Origin of the sequence: Rhizobium sp. GCM10022189, assembly GCF_042656325.1 — a bacterium.
In the GTDB taxonomy this organism is placed as follows: Bacteria; Pseudomonadota; Alphaproteobacteria; order Rhizobiales; family Rhizobiaceae; genus Rhizobium.
On the sequence record NZ_JBHSOR010000037.1, the window covers coordinates 230544 to 248493 of the forward strand.

At 55.6% G+C, this 17950-nt stretch carries 18 protein-coding genes; 12 read left to right on the forward strand and 6 right to left on the reverse strand.

Annotated elements, in window-relative coordinates; genetic code table 11:
• Nucleotides 1-219: 219 nt before the first annotated feature.
• The 6 genes from wrbA (at nt 220) to ACFPWW_RS14490 (ending at nt 6546) form a co-directional block, all read left to right on the forward strand.
• Nucleotides 220-849, forward strand: coding sequence for an NAD(P)H:quinone oxidoreductase (gene wrbA / locus ACFPWW_RS14465; RefSeq protein ID WP_377312210.1), 630 nt, complete (start codon nt 220-222; stop codon nt 847-849).
• Nucleotides 850-1119: 270 nt separating this feature from the next.
• Nucleotides 1120-3192 (forward strand): PAS domain-containing sensor histidine kinase, encoded by a 2073-nt coding sequence (locus ACFPWW_RS14470; RefSeq protein ID WP_377312211.1) that lies wholly within the window; start codon nt 1120-1122, stop codon nt 3190-3192.
• Nucleotides 3193-3278: 86 nt separating this feature from the next.
• Nucleotides 3279-3917 carry a response regulator transcription factor gene (locus ACFPWW_RS14475; RefSeq protein WP_377312213.1) on the forward strand — a complete coding sequence of 213 codons (639 nt, stop codon included), beginning with the start codon at nt 3279-3281 and terminating at the stop codon, nt 3915-3917.
• A gap of 66 nt (nt 3918-3983) precedes the next feature.
• Nucleotides 3984-4355: a response regulator gene (locus ACFPWW_RS14480; protein WP_377312214.1), complete on the forward strand. Its 372-nt coding sequence runs from the start codon at nt 3984-3986 to the stop codon at nt 4353-4355.
• Between the two features lie 371 nt (nt 4356-4726).
• On the forward strand, nt 4727-5353 hold the full coding sequence (locus ACFPWW_RS14485) for an FMN-dependent NADH-azoreductase (protein ID WP_377312215.1): 627 nt from the start codon (nt 4727-4729) through the stop codon (nt 5351-5353).
• 20 nt (nt 5354-5373) lie between these two features.
• Nucleotides 5374-6546, forward strand: a complete 1173-nt coding sequence (locus ACFPWW_RS14490; protein ID WP_377312216.1) for an adenylate/guanylate cyclase domain-containing protein — start codon at nt 5374-5376, stop codon at nt 6544-6546.
• A 134-nt stretch (nt 6547-6680) separates the two neighbouring features.
• On the opposite strand, the gene ACFPWW_RS14495 is transcribed toward ACFPWW_RS14490, so the two are convergent.
• Nucleotides 6681-8090 carry a PLP-dependent aminotransferase family protein gene (locus ACFPWW_RS14495; protein ID WP_377312217.1) on the reverse strand — a complete coding sequence of 470 codons (1410 nt, stop codon included), beginning with the start codon at nt 8088-8090 and terminating at the stop codon, nt 6681-6683.
• A gap of 88 nt (nt 8091-8178) precedes the next feature.
• On the opposite strand from ACFPWW_RS14495, the gene ACFPWW_RS14500 reads away from it, so the two are divergent.
• The 4 genes from ACFPWW_RS14500 (at nt 8179) to ACFPWW_RS14515 (ending at nt 11298) form a co-directional block, all read left to right on the forward strand.
• On the forward strand, nt 8179-8598 hold the full coding sequence (locus ACFPWW_RS14500) for a cupin domain-containing protein (protein WP_377312340.1): 420 nt from the start codon (nt 8179-8181) through the stop codon (nt 8596-8598).
• Nucleotides 8599-8647: 49 nt separating this feature from the next.
• Nucleotides 8648-9367 carry a winged helix-turn-helix domain-containing protein gene (locus tag ACFPWW_RS14505; RefSeq protein ID WP_377312218.1) on the forward strand — a complete coding sequence of 240 codons (720 nt, stop codon included), beginning with the start codon at nt 8648-8650 and terminating at the stop codon, nt 9365-9367.
• A 216-nt stretch (nt 9368-9583) separates the two neighbouring features.
• Entirely contained in the window at nt 9584-10150 is a 567-nt protein-coding gene (locus ACFPWW_RS14510) for a hypothetical protein (protein WP_377312219.1), read from the forward strand.
• A 176-nt stretch (nt 10151-10326) separates the two neighbouring features.
• Nucleotides 10327-11298: an alpha/beta fold hydrolase gene (locus ACFPWW_RS14515; protein WP_377312220.1), complete on the forward strand. Its 972-nt coding sequence runs from the start codon at nt 10327-10329 to the stop codon at nt 11296-11298.
• 195 nt (nt 11299-11493) lie between these two features.
• On the opposite strand, the gene ACFPWW_RS14520 is transcribed toward ACFPWW_RS14515, so the two are convergent.
• On the reverse strand, nt 11494-12255 hold the full coding sequence (locus ACFPWW_RS14520) for an SDR family oxidoreductase (RefSeq protein ID WP_377312221.1): 762 nt from the start codon (nt 12253-12255) through the stop codon (nt 11494-11496).
• A gap of 279 nt (nt 12256-12534) precedes the next feature.
• Nucleotides 12535-13173, reverse strand: a complete 639-nt coding sequence (locus ACFPWW_RS14525; RefSeq protein WP_377312222.1) for a response regulator transcription factor — start codon at nt 13171-13173, stop codon at nt 12535-12537.
• Nucleotides 13174-13445: 272 nt separating this feature from the next.
• Between ACFPWW_RS14525 and ACFPWW_RS14530 the strand changes: the two genes are divergently transcribed.
• Complete coding sequence (locus tag ACFPWW_RS14530) at nt 13446-14198, forward strand: SDR family oxidoreductase (protein ID WP_377312223.1); 753 nt, start codon at nt 13446-13448, stop codon at nt 14196-14198.
• A gap of 48 nt (nt 14199-14246) precedes the next feature.
• Here ACFPWW_RS14530 and ACFPWW_RS14535 read toward each other — a convergent pair whose 3' ends face one another.
• Together ACFPWW_RS14535 and ACFPWW_RS14540 are read right to left on the reverse strand one after the other, a co-directional pair.
• Nucleotides 14247-14681, reverse strand: a complete 435-nt coding sequence (locus ACFPWW_RS14535) for a hypothetical protein (protein ID WP_377312224.1) — start codon at nt 14679-14681, stop codon at nt 14247-14249.
• 321 nt (nt 14682-15002) lie between these two features.
• Nucleotides 15003-15635 (reverse strand): response regulator transcription factor, encoded by a 633-nt coding sequence (locus ACFPWW_RS14540; RefSeq protein ID WP_377312225.1) that lies wholly within the window; start codon nt 15633-15635, stop codon nt 15003-15005.
• Nucleotides 15636-15842: 207 nt separating this feature from the next.
• On the opposite strand from ACFPWW_RS14540, the gene ACFPWW_RS14545 reads away from it, so the two are divergent.
• Nucleotides 15843-16427, forward strand: coding sequence for a glutathione binding-like protein (locus ACFPWW_RS14545; RefSeq protein ID WP_377312226.1), 585 nt, complete (start codon nt 15843-15845; stop codon nt 16425-16427).
• 49 nt (nt 16428-16476) lie between these two features.
• Here ACFPWW_RS14545 and ACFPWW_RS14550 read toward each other — a convergent pair whose 3' ends face one another.
• Entirely contained in the window at nt 16477-17223 is a 747-nt protein-coding gene (locus ACFPWW_RS14550; protein ID WP_377312341.1) for an SDR family NAD(P)-dependent oxidoreductase, read from the reverse strand.
• Nucleotides 17224-17950: the final 727 nt, after the last annotated feature.

The following is a 17950-nucleotide window of genomic DNA, read 5'->3' on the forward strand; positions in this document are numbered from 1 at the left end:
TCATGGACGCCAGTCGCACTGGAGGTGTGGGATTGCCCGGACTCCTCCGTTGGGACTGAGACCAACGGGTAAATTCCCGGTCGAACAGCGTCACGTAAAGGATCGTCCAAATTTTTGGACGCACATTCCGGCTTTTGACGGCTTCTTGCCCCCGTTGAGGTTCGCCATTTTCCAGGCACGGCTGTGGCATGAGCTAACAGCGACAACTCGGAGGTAGATATGTCGAAACCAAAGGTGCTGATCGCATTCTATTCGCGGAACAGTTCGACCGAAATTCTCGCAAACGCGATCGCTCAGGGAGCGATCGAAGAGGGCGCAGAGGTACGTCTCCGTCGCACGCGCGAATTTGTCGGCGATGAAATTATGTCTCAGGTGCCGGGCTGGCGCGAGAACGCGCAGGCTATGAACAAGAAATACGAAGCTCCGAGCGAGGAAGACGCCGAGTGGGCAGATGCGATTGTGTTCGGGACGCCTACGCGCTTTGGCTCCATCTCCTCCGAACTCAAGGCCTATATCGATGGTCTCGGCGGCCTCTGGTTCCAAGGAAAACTCAATGGCAAGGTTGGCTCGGTTTTCGGCTCGACCTCGTCCCTGCACGGCGGAAACGAGTCCACACTGCTATCCATTTACACGCCGATGGCACATCTCGGGCTTATCATCGTTCCACTCGGCTACGCGGACCCCGCGATGTTCAAGGCTGGCACGCCCTACGGCGCAACACACGTCTCCGCCCGCGATAGCCTGAAGCCGGACGACGACCATTTGGCGGTCGCACGCTTTCAGGGGCGTCGAGTTACGTCGGTGGCTCGCGGCTTGCTACATGCAAAAATTCCAAGCGCTGCCGCCTGACCATACAAGGTGGTGCGCAATGGCCACTTAGTCTGCCAGCCGAGGTAGGCATGTCAAAGTCCAGCTTCAGTCGAAAAAAAACACTGCCGCAGAGGCTCGCCGGCCTCGCGCTGTCTTTTTGGCGCTCGATGGGTGAACTCGGAGAATCGTATTGCGTCTACGATTTCTCGAAGATTGTACGCCCTTTCAATCCGCCTTCGAGCAAAGACAGCACCGGCACCATGATTCACTCGGAGCCCAAGGCCACGAATGGGCTCTTGAAGAAGTCGGATGGCCGAAAGAGCTAACAACAAGATCGATTCAGCGAAGCACGCCATGGACAGCTTGGTCGTAGAGATCGCTGACGCGTCGAGCGAAAGCATTGTTATCTATGACGCGGAAGGACGCATCGTTTATTGGAACGAGGCGTCCCATCTGCTCTACGGTGTCGTGAATTCGGAAGCGATCGGAAAGACAGCGGCTGAATTGTTCGGGGAGTCGTTTGATGGGCCCGAGCTGGACCACGTAGTCTCGAAACGCTCTTGGCAGGGTATTGTCCAACGACGCACGGCGGACGGCATACTGTTGCTCGTCGAAATCCGCGTGAGACATCATCGAGCCGAAGCAAACGCCGCCAATCTCTTTATCGAACTTGGTCGCCGGGCAGATCCGCGCATAGTCGAGGGGCATTCGGTCGGCATCCAAAGGGATTGGGTGGCAGTCTGGAGTATCGATGTTTCGAGTGCAACCGCGGCACTCCAGAAGATGGCCAGTAGTGGGGAACGCAGAGCAAACCATTTATCCGCTTCTGACCCTCGCTTCGTGGCTGACCATCTCAAAATTAAGGATCTAAACCTCACTGCCGCCAAACTGTTTGCAAATGAGGGCTCTCCAGCTGCAGTCATTGGTAAAAGTGCATACCGCTGCTGGCCAAAGAACCACAGGGACGCCCTATTGGATATGACACTCGCCATGCTGCTGATGGCAGAGACCGACATTCCAATTATTAGACGGATCGTCGGAGCCGACACGCTTACCGTATGGCGAGCCAGCCCCGAGCATCCCTCACTCATTTCCGTCAGCGTGACTGGATCGTGGAGCGATCCCGAGACCTATTGGGAAATCGCAGCAAGCGAGCAGCGCTATCGAAACCTGATCGACAACATACCCCTTCCCGTGTGGCAGGTGGACGCTCGCGTAATGAGTGGCGTTATCGAAAATCTCAAGGCGTCCGGCATAGACAACATCGACGATTACCTTTCGGAGCAACCCGACTTGGTGCGTTTTGCCAGCGAGGCAGTCGTCGTCACGGAGATCAACGAAAGCGCGATGCGTCTTTTCCGAGGGACCAGAAGAGAAGACCTCCTGCAAGACGTGTCATATCTCTTCGCCGGCACACCGGATGCCGCTTCTCGTGTAGTCATTGCTCACTTCGGAGGCGGACGGAACTACAGCGAGGAAATGAAGATCCGTACGTTCGACGGCGAGCTGCTCGACGTTCTATTTTACGTTACGTTTCCTCAATATCCGGAGAAGCTGGACAAGACATTGATCATGATGATCGACGTCACAGAACAGCGTCGTATTGAGCGGCAACTCAGGAAGATCGAAGCCGATTTCGCCCATGCCGCTCGCATTTCCGCTCTAGGTGAATTGGTGACGTCGATTGCTCACGAAGTGCGTCAGCCCCTTTCAGTCATCGTCACTGACGTTGACACGGGAATTCGCTGGCTCGCCCGAGAAGAACCAAATCTTCCCAAGGTGAAGTCGATTATGGCGCGTATAATGGAGAACGCCCATCGGGCGAACGAAGTCATCCGACGAATAAAGGACATGGCGGTAAAATCAGATCCTGTTCGCGATTTCGTCGATATCAATGACATCGTACGGGAGGCTGCCCTGTTTGTGCGATCGGAGACCCAGACGCATCACATAGCGGTTACGGCCAGGCTTTCAGGCGGACTTCCCCGGATCAAAGGAGACCGTGTCCAGCTCCAGCAGGTCGTCGTCAACCTTTTGATCAATGGCATTCAAGCAATAGTGGCCAACAACTCACGCACCCGTGAAATCTCTATTGAGACAGACCAGTCCGCAGACAAGATAGTTCTCACAGTCAAAGACACCGGAGGGGGCATACTAGCCAATGACTTAGAGAAAATTTTCGACGGCTTCTTTTCGCGGAAGGCCGACGGGATGGGAATGGGGCTCGCAATTTGCCGATCGATCATTGGCGATCACGGTGGTGCGATCTGGGCTGAAAACGACGGGGTCCACGGCGCGGTCTTCCGAGTAACATTGCCGATCGTCGACGTCTCGCGTGAAGTTGCAATTGAAACAATTCCTCGTTTGATTGCAAACAGATAGCAAACATTGGTTTACTTGTTCGAGGAGGAATGAGCGGTAGAATGCACCCTGATCCGATGCCATCAATTCCGGTTGGAGGACCTGTCATGGCAGACGCTGCCAAATCCGTCGAGCCCTCTTTGCTACAGCGACAGGTCGTCCATATTGTCGAGGACGACGAACAGTTTCGTCTATCGCTCCTAGACCTCTTCCAGTCGCTCGATATAGAGGCGGAAGCGTTCGAGGATGCGGCTTCGTTTTTTGAAAGAGCTTCGAAGGCCGGCTCGGGATGTGTTCTTCTCGATGTCCGCCTTCCAGGGGTCGATGGTATCGAGTTTCAGGCGAAGCTAAGTTCTAACGGGTTTGATCTGCCCGTAATCTTCATGACCGCACATGGTGACGTCGCGACAAGCGTAACCGCGATGAAGGCCGGCGCGGTAGACTTTCTTCAGAAGCCGCTCCGCACGACCGATCTGCTCAATGCCATCGAAGCAGCCTTTTCCTTGGATCGCGACCAACAGCAGGAAAGGTACCACCGCATAGAAATCCAATCCCGCGCGGACACCCTTACGCAGCGCGAGACACAGATCTTCGGGCTGGTGGTCAGCGGCCTAATGAACAAGCAGATCGCGTTTGAGCTCGGGATCAGCGAGATCATGGTCAAGCTTCATCGTGGTAGCGTAATGCGAAAGATGCACGCGAAATCCTTGGCCGACCTTGTTCGGCAATATGAACTCATCAGCTAGGTCTCAAACCTCCAGGCAACAATCAAAATCAGGCCCAGCACGGCCAGCGATACAATCAGAGGTTCAATGCGTCCCAAGCCCCACACGATGGTCGCCATAGTTGATGATGATCGCTTTCTGCTGGAGTCACTCCATGACTTCTTCGACGCGATCGGCATTCGCAGCATGACCTACTGTTCCGCCGACGAATTCCTGGCGTCCGGTGATGTGAGCAAAGTGCATTGCGTGCTCGCCGACCTTAAAATGCCAGGCACCAGCGGCCTGCAGCTTTTGGAGTCGCTGGTGAAGCAAGGAGGCCCTCCAGTATGCATCATGACCTCGTTTGCCGACACTCGGACCAAAGCGGCGGCAATGAACGGCGGCGCTGCAGGCTTTCTGGAAAAGCCTATCAACTCAACCGACTTGCTTGCTTTCATCTCCACCAAGAGCCGGCATTGACGCCCACGTATCGCACAACGGGAACTGTCTCCGCATCGACAGGCGGCATCCGAATGCGAAGAACACTCACATCCCGGTTAGCTGCACAAACTGACGTATAGTGCATATCCTCGTCGGTAGCGCGTAATTTCCTGTTCATTGCAACAGGAGTACCAAATCGTGTTTGGAGAGCGAGGCTTCAGAAGCCTCATCAACCTTATGAAATCCCTGTGGAAGGGGTCTTTAACTAAGCTCCCTCTGGGCCGAGCGTCTGAGCCGCCTGTCACCCCGATCTATGTGCCGCAGGCATACCCGAATGGGTTTTCCTTCGGCAGCGGCAAACCTATATCCGATCGCCCTTCGGAAATCGAAAACGACGAAAATGAAAGGTCATGAAGATCTTGCATTTAATCTGTAGCCCCCGAGGACACGCCTCTGCGAGCGCTGGTCTCTCCCGCCAGATGATTGATAAGCTGGTCGCATCAGTCAGCGAAGTCGAGGTAACCGTTCGATGCCTGAACGACTTTAACATACCGCACATCGATCGTGAGTTTTCGATCTCATCGCGGACGCATTCGCGGATTGAGGAACCCGTAGGATCACGGCTGCTATCCGACGAACTTATCGAGGAAGTCGTCGAAAGCGAAGCCATCGTGCTCGCTACCCCTATGCATAATCTGACAGTACCGTCCGCCTTAAAAGCATGGATCGACCACGTCGTGAGACCTAATAGGACGTTCCGTTACGTTGATAACAGGATGGTCGGCCTACTCTCCGATCGACCTGTATTCGTGAGCCTGTCCCAGGGCCTTGAAGTGGGCAGTGGGCCTGACTTCTTGCGTCCTTACCTTCGCACGATTTTCGCCGCCATGGGAATAACTAGCATCGAATTCTTTGCGTCACTGGAAGGAAACAACGGCCGATACGCTTTGCCACGACAAGGGCTTGATGTCCTTCAAGAGCTAGCCCCGGAGACAACACATGAGGCAATACATGAACTGTGGTCTCGCTACCGTTGACCTCAGGTCCCACAAGGCCCATGGAGCTGAAGATGAATGGGAAAAAAGCTGATCCCCGCGCAGAGGTGATCGAATGGCTTTCGCAAGGCCTTCGCGATGAAGCCTCATCCGAGAGAATATTCGTACAGCTCTGCGAACGTCTGACTAAGGCGGGAATTGCGCTTAGTCGAGCGACCCTACATTTCAGGGTCCATCATCCGCAATGGCTAGGCACGCGCCTTATATGGTATCGAGGGTACAGCCAGGCGGACGTGCAGAACGTTGCATATGATGTCGAGGCAACAGACGTCTTTCGACTAAGCCCTTTCCATTTCGTCTTAGCCACCGGGAAGGAGGTCAGGCAGAAAATCCACGTGCACGGCCCTCACAAGTTTCCCGTATACGAGGAACTTCGCGATCAGGGCCAGACCGATTACGTTGCGTGGCCACTCGACCACACGCAGGGTCGTCGCCATCTCGTTACCTTTGCCACAGACAGGCCGGAAGGTTTCGATGAGGCTGACATCGCTTTGATTCACAGCACGCTGCCACTCTTCTCCTTGGTCACGGAGATCCGGCTCAAAAACCAGCTGGCGAGGACACTGCTTCAAACTTACGTTGGACCACACGCCAGTGAGCAGATCCTGGATGGTGCGACGACACGGGGCAGCGGTGCCACGGTGAGTGCCGCGATCATGGTCTGCGATCTACGGAATTTCACTCTTCTTTCTGGCAGCCAGCACAGGGATCGGGTTATCGACATCCTGAATGAATACTTCGACCTGATGGCTGATCCGATAGAAAGGCACGGCGGGGAAATTCTTAAATTTATGGGTGACGGGCTATTGGCCGTTTTCCCCCTCAACAAACCAAACGCCTGTCAAAGACTTATCGCAGCGTTGACCGCTGCATACGAAGCATTGGCACGCCGCACTTCAGAGAGGTTTCCGATCAAGTTCGGCACCGGTGTGCATGTGGGAGAGGTATTGTATGGCAACATCGGCTCGCAGAGAAGGCTCGACTTTACGGTGATTGGGCCTGCCGTAAACCTAGCGTCAAGGCTGGAAACCATGACAAAACAACTCAAGAGGCCGATTTTAATTTCCGCGGACTTTGTTGCTTCAGCTGGATGCGCAGCCCAGACAGATTGCCTCGGAATGCACAGTATCAAAGGCTTCGATGAGATGATTGGGATTCATGCGCTCAACATCTAGCAACCTGCTTTAGCCCGAGTGGAGAAGCCGCGGTGTCGGAGGACGCTTCGATCGACACCGCGGTTCCCGGTGTTGTCCAAGGACCAGTTGGATACAACATTATGAGATTGGACCTGCCGGAGGGCCGGATCAATCTAACCATGGGTTTGGGCTGAGATCAGCCGCGATAGCAGTTCGCACTTTGTTGTAACTGAGCGCTCGCGGACATTGGATATTCCGAGCAGGAGCCCCTTTCCTGGGCCGTGCGATAAATACCACGGGGAAAGCGGAAGGACGCCAAGAGAGAGCCGCTGTGCCTCGGCCGCGATCGCGATATCGTCGGTTGTTCCCGGGAAGAACAAGCGAACCGACAGCGCACCTTCGAACTCGCATCGAACTCCTGGGTGGAGTTCTCGGCGGAGACTCTCGACAAGCAAGGTTTTGCGCCGCGCATACAATGTCTTCATACGTCGAAGATGTCGATAAAAATGCCCTCCTGCCATGAAGTCCTGCACCGCTTGTTGGGCGACGGTCGAGCCCGCGGGAGCAAGGCAAGACACGAATGTGCCGAACACGTCAGTGAGTGTTGGAGGCACAACCAGGAAACCAAGTCGGAGGCCGGGGTTGAGCGTCTTGCTGAAGCTGCCAATGTGGAACACGCGCCCAAACTTGTCATCCGAAGCGAGGGCCGGGGCTGCCCTGCCCGTTAGTTGCAATTCGCCCGCGTAGTCGTCCTCTATGATCCAGGCGTCGGCCGCATTGGCCCAATCGAGGACCTTAGCGCGTCTTGCGTCCGATAGAGCCATTCCAAGCGGCGCTTGTTGGCTTGGCGTCAGAACGGCGAACCGTACATCACGCTCCGAACCTGGAAGATTTACGCCTTCGTGATCGACAGGGGCAGAAATCGTTTCCACTCCAGCCTGATTGAGCGCTTGCCGGGTACGTGGGAACCCGGGGTCTTCCACGAAAGCCTTGCTCCCTCGAAATCCCATTGCACCGAGCACGATGCCGAGCGCGCCAGCGAAACCCGATGTAATGAACACCTGACTGGGATGGCAACGATAGCCACGGGCAGTGGCAAGATATCCCGCAATCTCACGCCGTAGAGAAAGAAGCCCTTGCGGATCCGGATATATTTGCGGTCGCGCACTCTCCATCGCGATCGCTCTGCGCCAAGCACCGTGCCAGGCCTTTGAAGGGAATTGATCTTGAGCGGGAACTCCCATCTGAAAATATTGGGGAGCTTCCTCGAAATCGTAAAACAGTCCGCGTGGAGCCCGCACCGGGGGCACGCTCTCCAAGGGCGCGGCTGGAAGCGTCATGGACACCCGGGTTCCAGCTCTGCCCTTGGTGACGATGAGCCCTTGGTCTTGTAGCAAATCATAAGCTCGCTTGACGGTTCCCCGAGACACACCCAACTGCGCCGAAAGGTCCTGCCAAGAAAAAATCCGTGATCCCTTCTCCAGCACGCCGCTCAGGATCGCGGCGCGCATTCCCATGAATATCTGTTGGGTAATCGAGACCCTTTGCTCGCGGTTCACCAGCGGGAGGAATGCACCCGTCATTCGGTACAACGCCTTTCTGCCATATTGGGACTATCGGGTTTCGGTACCTTCGACCATGGTCCTCAAATTGACCTTTGAAGGAGTGGATATGTTTTCCCGAGCGCTTTTGATACTGGCCGCCGCAACGTTGTCAACGCATACCGCCACCGCGTCAGATGTCCATGGTGGGGCTGCCAAAATATCGATCGTATTCGATCGGGCGCTACCGAATGTACCTGGAAAAAGCATGAAGGGCGTGCTCGTCGAATACGGACCGGGCGGTTCGTCTTCGGCTCATATCCACCCCAAATCAGCGTTCATCTACGCGACCGTCCTAACGGGCGCAATCAGGAGCAAGGTTAACGACGGCCCCGAGGCAGTCTATAAAGCCGGCGAGAACTTCTCCGAGCTGCCGGGCGACCGCCACGGGGTGAGCGCCAACGCCAGCGCCACGGAGCCTGCCAGCCTCCTTGCCGTGTTTGTCGTAGACAGCAATGAGACGAACCTGGTCACAGACATAGATCCGTAATCCTCGCAGACGAATTGCATTCCGAACGACAGCATCAGCAGAGCTCGTTATGAAGCACGTCCTCGTACTCGACCGCGACCAAGCGACGAGACTGGAACTTACCGAGCTCATGAGACGGCACGACATGCGGTCTACGCATGTCGCAGACCGCGAACACCTGTTAGGTATCCTATCGACTGATGTAGTGGATGCCTTGCTGATCGAAATTGGCACCGATGAGATGGTGGATGTCATTCGCCATCTCTTGGCGTCTACACATGCGCCCATACTGGTCGTCGGGGCCGAGGAATCCGCCGAGGAAGATAAAGTTCGCGGGCTGGAAGCTGGCGCGAGCGATTACATTTGCAAACCTGTTGGAAACCGTGAACTCGTTGCCAGGGTAAAGGCGGCAATGAGAGGCAGAGCGAGCTGTAACCTCCTGCGCGAGCGACGCTCGTACCGATTCAGCGGTTACGAGCTTCTCATTCGGCAACGACTGCTCAGGCACGCCATCGCAGGCGAAATCAAACTGACGACGGCGGAATTCAACCTGTTGACCGTGTTTTTGGCCAGTCCACGGATCATATTGACGCGCGAGCGCTTGCTCTCGGCAAGTAGGCTTCATGAGGGCGAGATTTCCGATCGCAGCCTTGATGCTTTGGTGTTGCGGCTCCGCCGGAAAGTTGAAATTGATCCCGCCAAACCACGACTGATACGGACGGTGCGCGGGTCTGGTTATCTCTTCGACAGTGAAGTCGCCATCGAAGCAAAGGGCTTGTCAAAAATCTGACAGTGGGCGCAGGCCAGGAAAGTGGCAACGCGCAAACTTCGGTATAGCTACAAGGGCATCCGTTTAGCATCTAAGGTATTCAAATGCTGCTCGGTGCCCCTTGAATTCGGAAGCCCGAAATCCACCGGAGCATCGCAGCCGATAACTTCTCCCTACCCTCAGCGCCATTGCAACTGAGCTGAATGGTTGGTGGATGCGAGCACTATGGGTCCCCACATGGCCGTTACGTTCTACACGCATTATCTCCGCGACCTTAAAAAGATCATCAACCGCATTCGCGACAGGCCTTTCGAATTCGACAACGCCGATGTCCAAATAGCGTTATGCAAAAACGGTTTTGGGTACACGTGCCACGATCGCCTCGAACATGGCCAGCTCTTCTCAGAGCATCACATGGGTCCATTGACCGTGCACGATTGGCAGCCTGACCACAACGAGCTCGGGCGCGCAGAGATCGATGAATTCTTCGAACTGCCCGAAGTCTTCGCGTATTCGGATCGAGCGCTAGATGCCGAGAAGAACCCATTATCCGTCGCTCATTGGGATGCGACAATTGGAATTGTCGACATCGAAGTCCGGGAGCGACGCCTGCCCGCTCGCAGACAGCGTATGCTGTTCGCGGGCTTCACGGACTTGATTCACGCAGAATTCTTTCTCGCAGTCGAGCGCGACCTCATAGTCCAAGATCACCAACCCGGAATCCTTCTGTACGAGTGGCGGGAGAGTCCGCGTGACGAGGCAACGTCATCGGTGGTGCCCCGCTTGTCCAAAACGCTGGTTTGACGGGCGCGTGATCTCCAGTATCAGCTAAATCGCAATTGCACGACGCCTCACGCAGCATCGTATATAACGTACGTATAAGTTTCGTTTTATTGCTGCATCGGTAATATATAATTCTTGAATGGCTAACATATCTAGGCGTCATTCAAGTATTATTCATTTTACTCTCGGAGAAAACCATGGAAAAATCTTCTCTTGGCACGACTCGACGCGACGTCGTAGCCGGAACACTCACCCTTGCCGCGGCCGTGGCCGCCGCAGGAGCGCAGCCAGCATCGGCGGCGAGCAAAAAGAAGCAACAAGCGGTCACCTCCGATAGTCACAACTCAGTCACTGTTAGCGATGGCACGCGAATTTTCTTCAAAGATTGGGGTCCCAAGGATGCTCAGCCCATCGTGTTCCATCACGGCTGGCCCCTTAGTGGCGACGACTGGGACAACCAGATGCTCTTCTTCCTCGGAAAGGGTTATCGGGTAATTGCACATGATCGCCGGGGACACGGCAGGTCTTCGCAAGTAAGCGGGGGCCACGATATGGATCAGTATGCAGCCGACGTTGCCGCCGTCGTGGAGCACCTCGACCTCCGAAATGCGATCCACGTTGGTCACTCGACTGGCGGCGGTGAAGCCACCCGCTACACAGCTCGCCATGGCAAGGGTCGCGTCTCCAAACTCGTACTGATCGGTGCTGTGCCGCCGATCATGGTGAAGACATCCTCGAATCCGGAAGGTCTGCCGATCGAGGTATTTGACGGGTTCCGCGCTGCACTCGCGGCCAACCGTTCGCAGTTCTATTTTGACCTTGCAAGCGGTCCGTTCTACGGTTTCAACCGTGAAGGAGTTAAGCCAAACGACGCCACGATCAAGAACTGGTGGCGTCAAGGGATGGAAGGGGCTGCGAACGCGCACTACCTGGGAATCAAGGCCTTCTCAGAGACTGATTTCACCGAAGATTTGAAGATCATCGACGTGCCTACACTCGTGCTGCACGGTGATGACGATCAGGTGGTCCCGGTTGCTGATTCGGCAGAACTTTCGGCGAAGCTCCTTCAAAGGCCTACGCTGAAGATCTACCCCGGGCTGCCTCACGGCATGGCGACAACGCACGCCGATGTCATTAACGCCGACATTCTTGCATTCATTCAAGCTTAATTGAAGGGGGGCGCGAGGCGACAAACGCCCCCTTTTCGCCCGTGGCGATCGCAGGCGGCTTCGCAGATCAAACGTCCTCAGGCGAGCAGGCAGTTTTGCGCCCAATCTCGGCGATCTTCAGATTCTTGATGTATTAAAGTAAGAAAGGCCGCAGACATGTTCTGCGGCCATTCCAGTTGATTGGTATAAAGCCAATCATCGTGCCGGTGGCGGTGTCGCCGTCTTAACCCACTCCGAGTAAGGAGTTCGCCCGAGGTGGACGCCAGGCCCCGGCATCAACATTCTGTCGTCGAGCACTACGCCGAAATACGGAGTCTTGCTGTCGACGACGATTTCGCGCTTGTCGCCAATCTGGCGAAGGTATTTCGTCACGGCGTCCGAGATGCGGATTGGTTCCGGTCCCGCGATTTCCCTTACCCCATTGGAAGGTGAACCAACCACTATCTCCGCAAGAGCGTCGGCCACGTCATCGGAGAAAATTGGCTGCATCATTGCGGGAGAAAGGTGGACCTTATCACCCTGCGCACCGGACTGAGCGATGCCGAACATAAACTCGAAAAACTGGGTGGAGTGAACGAGCGTAAAGGGAATTTTGGACTCCCGGATAAGCTTCTCTTGAACCAGCTTGGCTCGAAAATAGCCGCTGTCCTGCAATCGCTCGGTGCCGACGACCGAGAGCGCCACGTGGTGCTTAACACCAGCAACAGACTCGGCGGAAAGCAAATTGCGGCCGGAGGTCTGAAAAAATTCCATGACAGCCTTGTCCGCAAACGACGGAGAATTCGCGACGTCAACGACAACCTCCGCGCCTGCTAGCACTTCTGCCAGTCCTTCACCGGTTACAGTGTTCACACCGGACGCCGGGGATGCTGCAATCGCTTCATGCCCCTTGGCCTCGAGGCGCTTCACCAGTTTAGAACCGATCAGGCCGGTTCCGCCAATCACGACGATTTTCATTGTTCGCTCCTATTATGGTGATCTATCCGCAACGCCAGATGATGCCGGCAGGGCAGATTCGTGCGGTCAGGGTTGCAGTCGACGAAGGCTAGCGATCCGCTCGATGGAAGATCTCCAATACGACCGACCGATCATGCCTGACCTGCGGGAAGTCTATGGGAATATCCCAAGGAGCCTAGCTAAACGTACGTTGGGGATGAGCCTGTGGACTACGCCCGCAAGTCTGCCGCAAAACGAAAGCATCTCACCGAGGAAGCGGCGCAGCCTAAGTGCAGTGCATCAGTCCCGCTGTAGCATCTCGGCTTTGCGGACAAGATCGGGAAGAGAGCGGCTTTCCATCTTACGCATAACACTCATACGATGGAGCTTGACGGTCATCTCGCTGATTCCAAGCTGGTAAGCGACTTGCTTATTCATCAGGCCGCTCACGACGGCGAGCATGACTTCGGTTTCCCGCGGCGTGAGTGTGTCGGCAAGCGACTTCACTCGATCAACCTCAGCCGCGGCATTGCGACGCTTACAATCCACTTCGATTGCGTGATCGACAGCCTGAAGAAGGTCCTTATTTGAAAAGGGTTTGGTTATGAAGTCGGTGGCACCCGCCTTCATTGCGCGAACGCTTGTCGGTATGTCGGCGAACGCCGTTAGGAAGATCACTGGTAGTTTGCTACCTATCGAAATGAGGCGATCCTGCAAGTCGAGCCCGTTGCCATCGGGCATCCTCACATCAACGACAACGCATCCCGGCACCGTAGTATCGGCCCGCTGGAAAAACTCTGAACCGCAGGAGAACGCAAAGGCACGCTTCTTTGTGATCAGAAAGAGGTCGAGCAATGCTTCCCGCATCTCGACGTCGTCATCAACCACGTACACAATGGGTTCAGCAGACGTGTCCGGCCTTGCGTTTGCGTTTTGCACCTTAATTCCGCCTTTCAATCCAAGCTTGCGTCAGATGACGGGTCCCGTCATAAAAGCCTAGCCCTCCGGGTTTCTCTAGCACAGTTCAGCAACGACCGGGCCATAAACCTTGGTTTAGGTCCCTCTCCTTGCAGCCATGCCAACTCCCCATGTCATTGTTGCAGCCGTGGCGCAGGATGCCGAGGCGTTAGGTCAAGCCAAAACTTCGTTTAGTCGCGAGGCACGCCGCAAGCTTCTAAGATTCAGAGCCCCGTACTATATAGGAGTTTCGCATGAAGGTGGTTGTTGTCGGTGCTAGCGGCACCATGGGCTCGAAGGCAGTAAAGTACCTTGAGCGCGATGGGCGGGATGTCGTAGAGGCGTCCAAGAAGGTCGGCGTCAATGCCTTGACTGGTCAAGGCTTGGACGAAGCCTTCGATGGTGCGGACGCAATAATAGACGTTACGAACTTCGGCTCGTTCGGGAGTGGAGACGTTCTCGGGCTCTTTAAACAAGCGGGAACTAATCTACTGACGTCGGCGAAGAAGCACAACGTAGGGCACTATCTCGTCCTCTCTGTAGTCGGAGCCGAAAGTCTTGTCGAGAATGACTATTTCCGCGCAAAACTCGTCCAGGAGAACCTCGTGCGAGCTTCTGGATTGCCGCACACCATCGTCCGCTCCACACAGTTCTTTGAATCTCTGAGCGACATAGTGAACACTTCCATGGAGGCCGGTGTGATCCAACTCCCAACACTTCGGCTCCAGCCCGTCGCCGGCGATGAGGCAGCAGCCTGGATAGCGAAGCTCAGTGCCGAAGAGCCAAAAAACTCAATCGTGGAAATCGGTGGTCCCGAACCGACTAACCTGGTCGATCTTGCAAACGAACTAATGACGATCACCGAAGACGCGCGGCCAATAACTTCGGGTCCGGAAGCTCGCTACTTTGGAATCTCGGTGCGCGCTGAGGGTCTGATCCCGGCAATGCCTACTGCTGTGGGGAAACTGACGTATCACGACTGGCTGTCGAGAACATTGTACGCTTGAGCAGCGTGCCGGAGCATGAGGCTCTGGCACGAATGTCAGCGTTGCGGGTCAGAGATGGGCGGTTGCGAAGCGCTTGGCACTCACTCGAGACTGCGCGCACGCCCAAACAGTGCCAGCGATGCCAAAAAGTGCCGGGAGGCTCACAGCGGGAAAATCGCGCAGTAGAACAGACGCGGAGCAGATGCCGACAGCTACTTCCCACAAGTGGAAGCAGGCATGAGCAATCAGCCAGAGCGTTGCGGCTCCCCAGAGTTCGACACGGCGCTCCGATTTGAACGTACCGATAGCAAATGCCAGCGCAATAAATCCTTGGATAATGCCGATATCCCGGATGAAATGTTGATTGTAAAGGCCTGTATCGGTGACCCCTGGCACGAAGTAGTACCAACCTTCCGGGTCATAGAGCATGTGAATCGAGAGCCATCCGGCCAACATCACGTTGAACCACACCATCGCGAGTACACAATATTTGAGAATTGGCATTGCAAGCTCCTTCGGTTGACTGCCGAAGAAATTATCATCGTGACATGCTTATAGCCTCCCAAACGAAGGTTTGGGCATCGAGCGCAAAACGTGCTGTTGGAGGGAAACTTACAGAGCTTGTAATCTATCTGCGGGACGGAAGCTGTTCGGCATGAAGTGCGCTGTTCTTCAGTCTGCAGGCGTCGTATCCGACGAAGTCTCTAATTGCGATCGAGAAGGAAACCGAATTGTAGGACGGTGATGCGGCGCGGATCCATCTACAGTCGTCGAGCTAACGCCCCGACGCTAGTGAGAGCGGGTTTGCGTCCTAAAAAACATCATCTACCAGTAGGTGGACTTGGCGTAGACGAGCTCCAGCTTCTTTATCAACTGTACCAGCGAGTTCGCCTTCATCTTCTTCATCATTCGGCCTCGATGAATCTTCACCATCATTTCGCTCACATTGAGACGGTGTGCGATCTGCTTGTTGAGATCACCCTTCGCTACATACATCATGACTTCGCGTTCACGGGGAGTCAGCATCTCGATCAGTCGTTGTGTGAGGTCGCGTTCGGCGGCCAAAGCTCGAGCAGCCAGATCTCGATTTATAGCACTACGGACGGCCGCCAGAACGGCGAAATCGTCCAGGGGCTTCAGGAGAAAGTCGCACGCGCCGCGCTTCATGGCGTCAACAGCCATCGGAATGGTGGCATTTCTGGTCATAAAGACAACTGGAAGTGAAAAGTCTTGCGCCGCCAATCGTCGCTGGACGTCGAAGCCGTCGATGTACGTGTCCAAAAGCAAACAGCCCGGTGCCCGAAGGTCGACCGAATCGAGCAGCTCCGCAGCGGTCGCGTAGCTTCGCGCGTCGATGTTGGCAAAACGGAAAAGTTTGAGCAGCGAAAGTCGCGTTTCTTCGTCTTTATCGACGATGAAGACCCTTGCTATGCCGGGCAACTCCGTTCGATTTGGCATGTGGGTCTCGAGTTCCGTTGTTCCGGGGGCTGCCGGCGGGTTTAGTAGAAGGCCCGACGAGGTGCCTCCTACCGACAGCTTCGCCTTCACTTCAAGCCAACCACTCGTTTAATTGGCGATCGCATCACGCGACGCTAGACCACGCCATTCCGAGCCCGCCGTTTGCGGAGTTCGCTAAACCCACCTGTGAAAGCTGAGAAATACCCGATGAAGCTTTATTATTGCCCGTTTGCGTGCAGTCTCGCCGACCATATCGCCTTGGAAGAAGCCGGCATTGACTTTGAACGCGAGCGGGTCGACCTCAAATTAAAGGTCACCGCATCAGGACGTAGCTATAACGAACTAACATCGAAGGGATACGTTCCAGCGCTCCAATTGGACAACGGTGAAATCATCACTGAGAACGTCGCAATCCTCGATTGGATCGCATCTCACTACCCCAAGCTCGGCATTCGAGGAGAATTGGGCCGCACGCGCCTCCTCGAAGCACTCGCCTATATCTCCACGGAATTGCATCGTAGCCTGCGCCCGCTGTGGCATTCCGGTAGCGATCAAGAGATGGCGGAAGCGCGCACGGCGATCGAGACGCGGCTCGAATTTCTGTCGAATAGTCTCGCGGGCGACTATCTGTTTGGGGAACACCCGACAGTCGCTGACTGCTACCTCTTTGTCATGTTGCTTTGGGCCGAGCGTTTCGGCCTTGAGGTTCCCAAGCCGCTTGTCGGCTTACGCGAACGGATGCGGACGCGTCCTGCAGTAAAGGTGGCCCTGGCCGTCGAGGGACTGAGCTAAGGCATTGCCACCGACCCGCCTTTGAAGCGGCGGGGCGGTGGGCACTTCCTCAGGTCAAATGCATCCCGCCATCTACGACCAATTCCACCCCGTTGACGAAGGTTCCTTTCGACGCGAGGAACAATGCCGCCTCGGCGAGTTCTTCAGGTCGGCCCATCCGACCCGCAGGGATCAAATCCGCCATGTGCGCCTCGAAACCCGGTCGGTCGGCGTCACTCACGCCGAGCTTGCCGAGTATTTCCGTTTCGACTGGCCCGGGACTCAGGATATTGACCCTGATCCCACGGTCCCGGAACTCAAGCGCCCAGTTCCGCGCGAAGGCCGCTAGGGCCGCTTTTGAGCCGGCGTACACTGTGTGCTGCGGAAGCACCTTTGTGGCGGCCAAAGAGCTTGTAACGATGATATTGCCGCCGTCGCGGATTAGTGGGGCAACTGCCTGTACGCCAAAAAAGACGCCGCGAGCATTGATGTCGAAGTGCCGGTCGAATTCACTCTCGGTGACCGTACTCGAGCTCTCAAGACTAATCACACCCGCGTTCGCGACATAGATATCAATTGCACCGAACTTACGCTGCACCGTTTCGGCCAAGCGTTGATGGAAATCGATCTGCGAGACGTCGCCACAGACGCCGAATGCTTGATGACCGATTTCTGCCGCGGCAGCTTCGACGACGTCTTGGCGACGGCCGGTAATCAATACCTGCGCGCCTTCCTCAGCGAAGCGCCTGGCGGTCGCCTTTCCGATGCCGCTATTGCCACCGGTAATGACTGCAATTTTTCCTTCAAGTGATCTCATCGATTGAACTCCGTTTTCGATCTCATCGAAATACGTTCCGTACTCGCAAAGTATTAGCCGGCCAGCTGGCACATCAATCATTCCTCAGCTTGTGGAATAGTCCGACGGGCCTGACAGCTAGGCACCTTCAACAGGACTGCGCCAGATCTTTAGACCTCCAGCGGCGTTGTCGCGCGGTAAAGGAGAGAATGCGAGGCCGCTTTTAGAAGAGACTCTGTCGACTCGACCGCGGACGTCCCACTCCGGAAATCCATCGACCTTGGTCCTAACTCCCTGTCTCATCGCCGCTTTAACGGCTCTATGCCGGGTTGATATTTGGGCGGACCGGAGCTCTTCGGCCATTTCGGCTCTGCAGAGGATGACTGTCCTCGAACCTCAATTCGAGCAGCGTTGGATCGATGTGCTGATTGGAGACGAACCTTAGGGCTTCATCAACCGTGCCGACAGCTACCTCGTGTGCGCAGCTATTGAATTCGGCCGATATCTAGTTGCCGGCCAACGGGGGCCGGGTCGGCTAAGAGACTCAGAGGGCGGACGGCATTTTGTCGACGCGGAGTCAGGGTAAACGTCGGTCGCCATGGTCTACCGGACCAGCGTGACGTCGTATCGGAAACCTCGTTCGTCGGACCGCTTGAGTTGCGGGGGAAAACGGCACAGGAATCTCCTGTGCCGTTTTCGCGGAGCGCAGAAAGATGCCCTGATACCTGCCGTAAATCCGAACAGATCG

Excerpts from the sequence above, each read along its gene's own strand:
- ACFPWW_RS14540 (WP_377312225.1), bottom strand. The coding sequence starts at position 15,635 with ATGCCAAATCGAACGGAGTTGCCCGGCATAGCAAGGGTCTTCATCGTC.
- ACFPWW_RS14510 (WP_377312219.1), top strand. The coding sequence starts at position 9,584 with ATGGCCGTTACGTTCTACACGCATTATCTCCGCGACCTTAAAAAGATC.
- ACFPWW_RS14485 (WP_377312215.1), top strand. The coding sequence starts at position 4,727 with ATGAAGATCTTGCATTTAATCTGTAGCCCCCGAGGACACGCCTCTGCG.
- ACFPWW_RS14545 (WP_377312226.1), top strand. The coding sequence starts at position 15,843 with ATGAAGCTTTATTATTGCCCGTTTGCGTGCAGTCTCGCCGACCATATC.
- ACFPWW_RS14520 (WP_377312221.1), bottom strand. The coding sequence starts at position 12,255 with ATGAAAATCGTCGTGATTGGCGGAACCGGCCTGATCGGTTCTAAACTG.
- ACFPWW_RS14515 (WP_377312220.1), top strand. The coding sequence starts at position 10,327 with ATGGAAAAATCTTCTCTTGGCACGACTCGACGCGACGTCGTAGCCGGA.
- ACFPWW_RS14470 (WP_377312211.1), top strand. The coding sequence starts at position 1,120 with ATGGCCGAAAGAGCTAACAACAAGATCGATTCAGCGAAGCACGCCATG.
- ACFPWW_RS14495 (WP_377312217.1), bottom strand. The coding sequence starts at position 8,090 with ATGACGGGTGCATTCCTCCCGCTGGTGAACCGCGAGCAAAGGGTCTCG.
- ACFPWW_RS14500 (WP_377312340.1), top strand. The coding sequence starts at position 8,179 with ATGTTTTCCCGAGCGCTTTTGATACTGGCCGCCGCAACGTTGTCAACG.
- ACFPWW_RS14535 (WP_377312224.1), bottom strand. The coding sequence starts at position 14,681 with ATGCCAATTCTCAAATATTGTGTACTCGCGATGGTGTGGTTCAACGTG.
- ACFPWW_RS14530 (WP_377312223.1), top strand. The coding sequence starts at position 13,446 with ATGAAGGTGGTTGTTGTCGGTGCTAGCGGCACCATGGGCTCGAAGGCA.
- ACFPWW_RS14505 (WP_377312218.1), top strand. The coding sequence starts at position 8,648 with ATGAAGCACGTCCTCGTACTCGACCGCGACCAAGCGACGAGACTGGAA.
- ACFPWW_RS14480 (WP_377312214.1), top strand. The coding sequence starts at position 3,984 with ATGCGTCCCAAGCCCCACACGATGGTCGCCATAGTTGATGATGATCGC.
- wrbA (WP_377312210.1), top strand. The coding sequence starts at position 220 with ATGTCGAAACCAAAGGTGCTGATCGCATTCTATTCGCGGAACAGTTCG.
- ACFPWW_RS14475 (WP_377312213.1), top strand. The coding sequence starts at position 3,279 with ATGGCAGACGCTGCCAAATCCGTCGAGCCCTCTTTGCTACAGCGACAG.
- ACFPWW_RS14550 (WP_377312341.1), bottom strand. The coding sequence starts at position 17,223 with ATGAGATCACTTGAAGGAAAAATTGCAGTCATTACCGGTGGCAATAGC.
- ACFPWW_RS14490 (WP_377312216.1), top strand. The coding sequence starts at position 5,374 with ATGGAGCTGAAGATGAATGGGAAAAAAGCTGATCCCCGCGCAGAGGTG.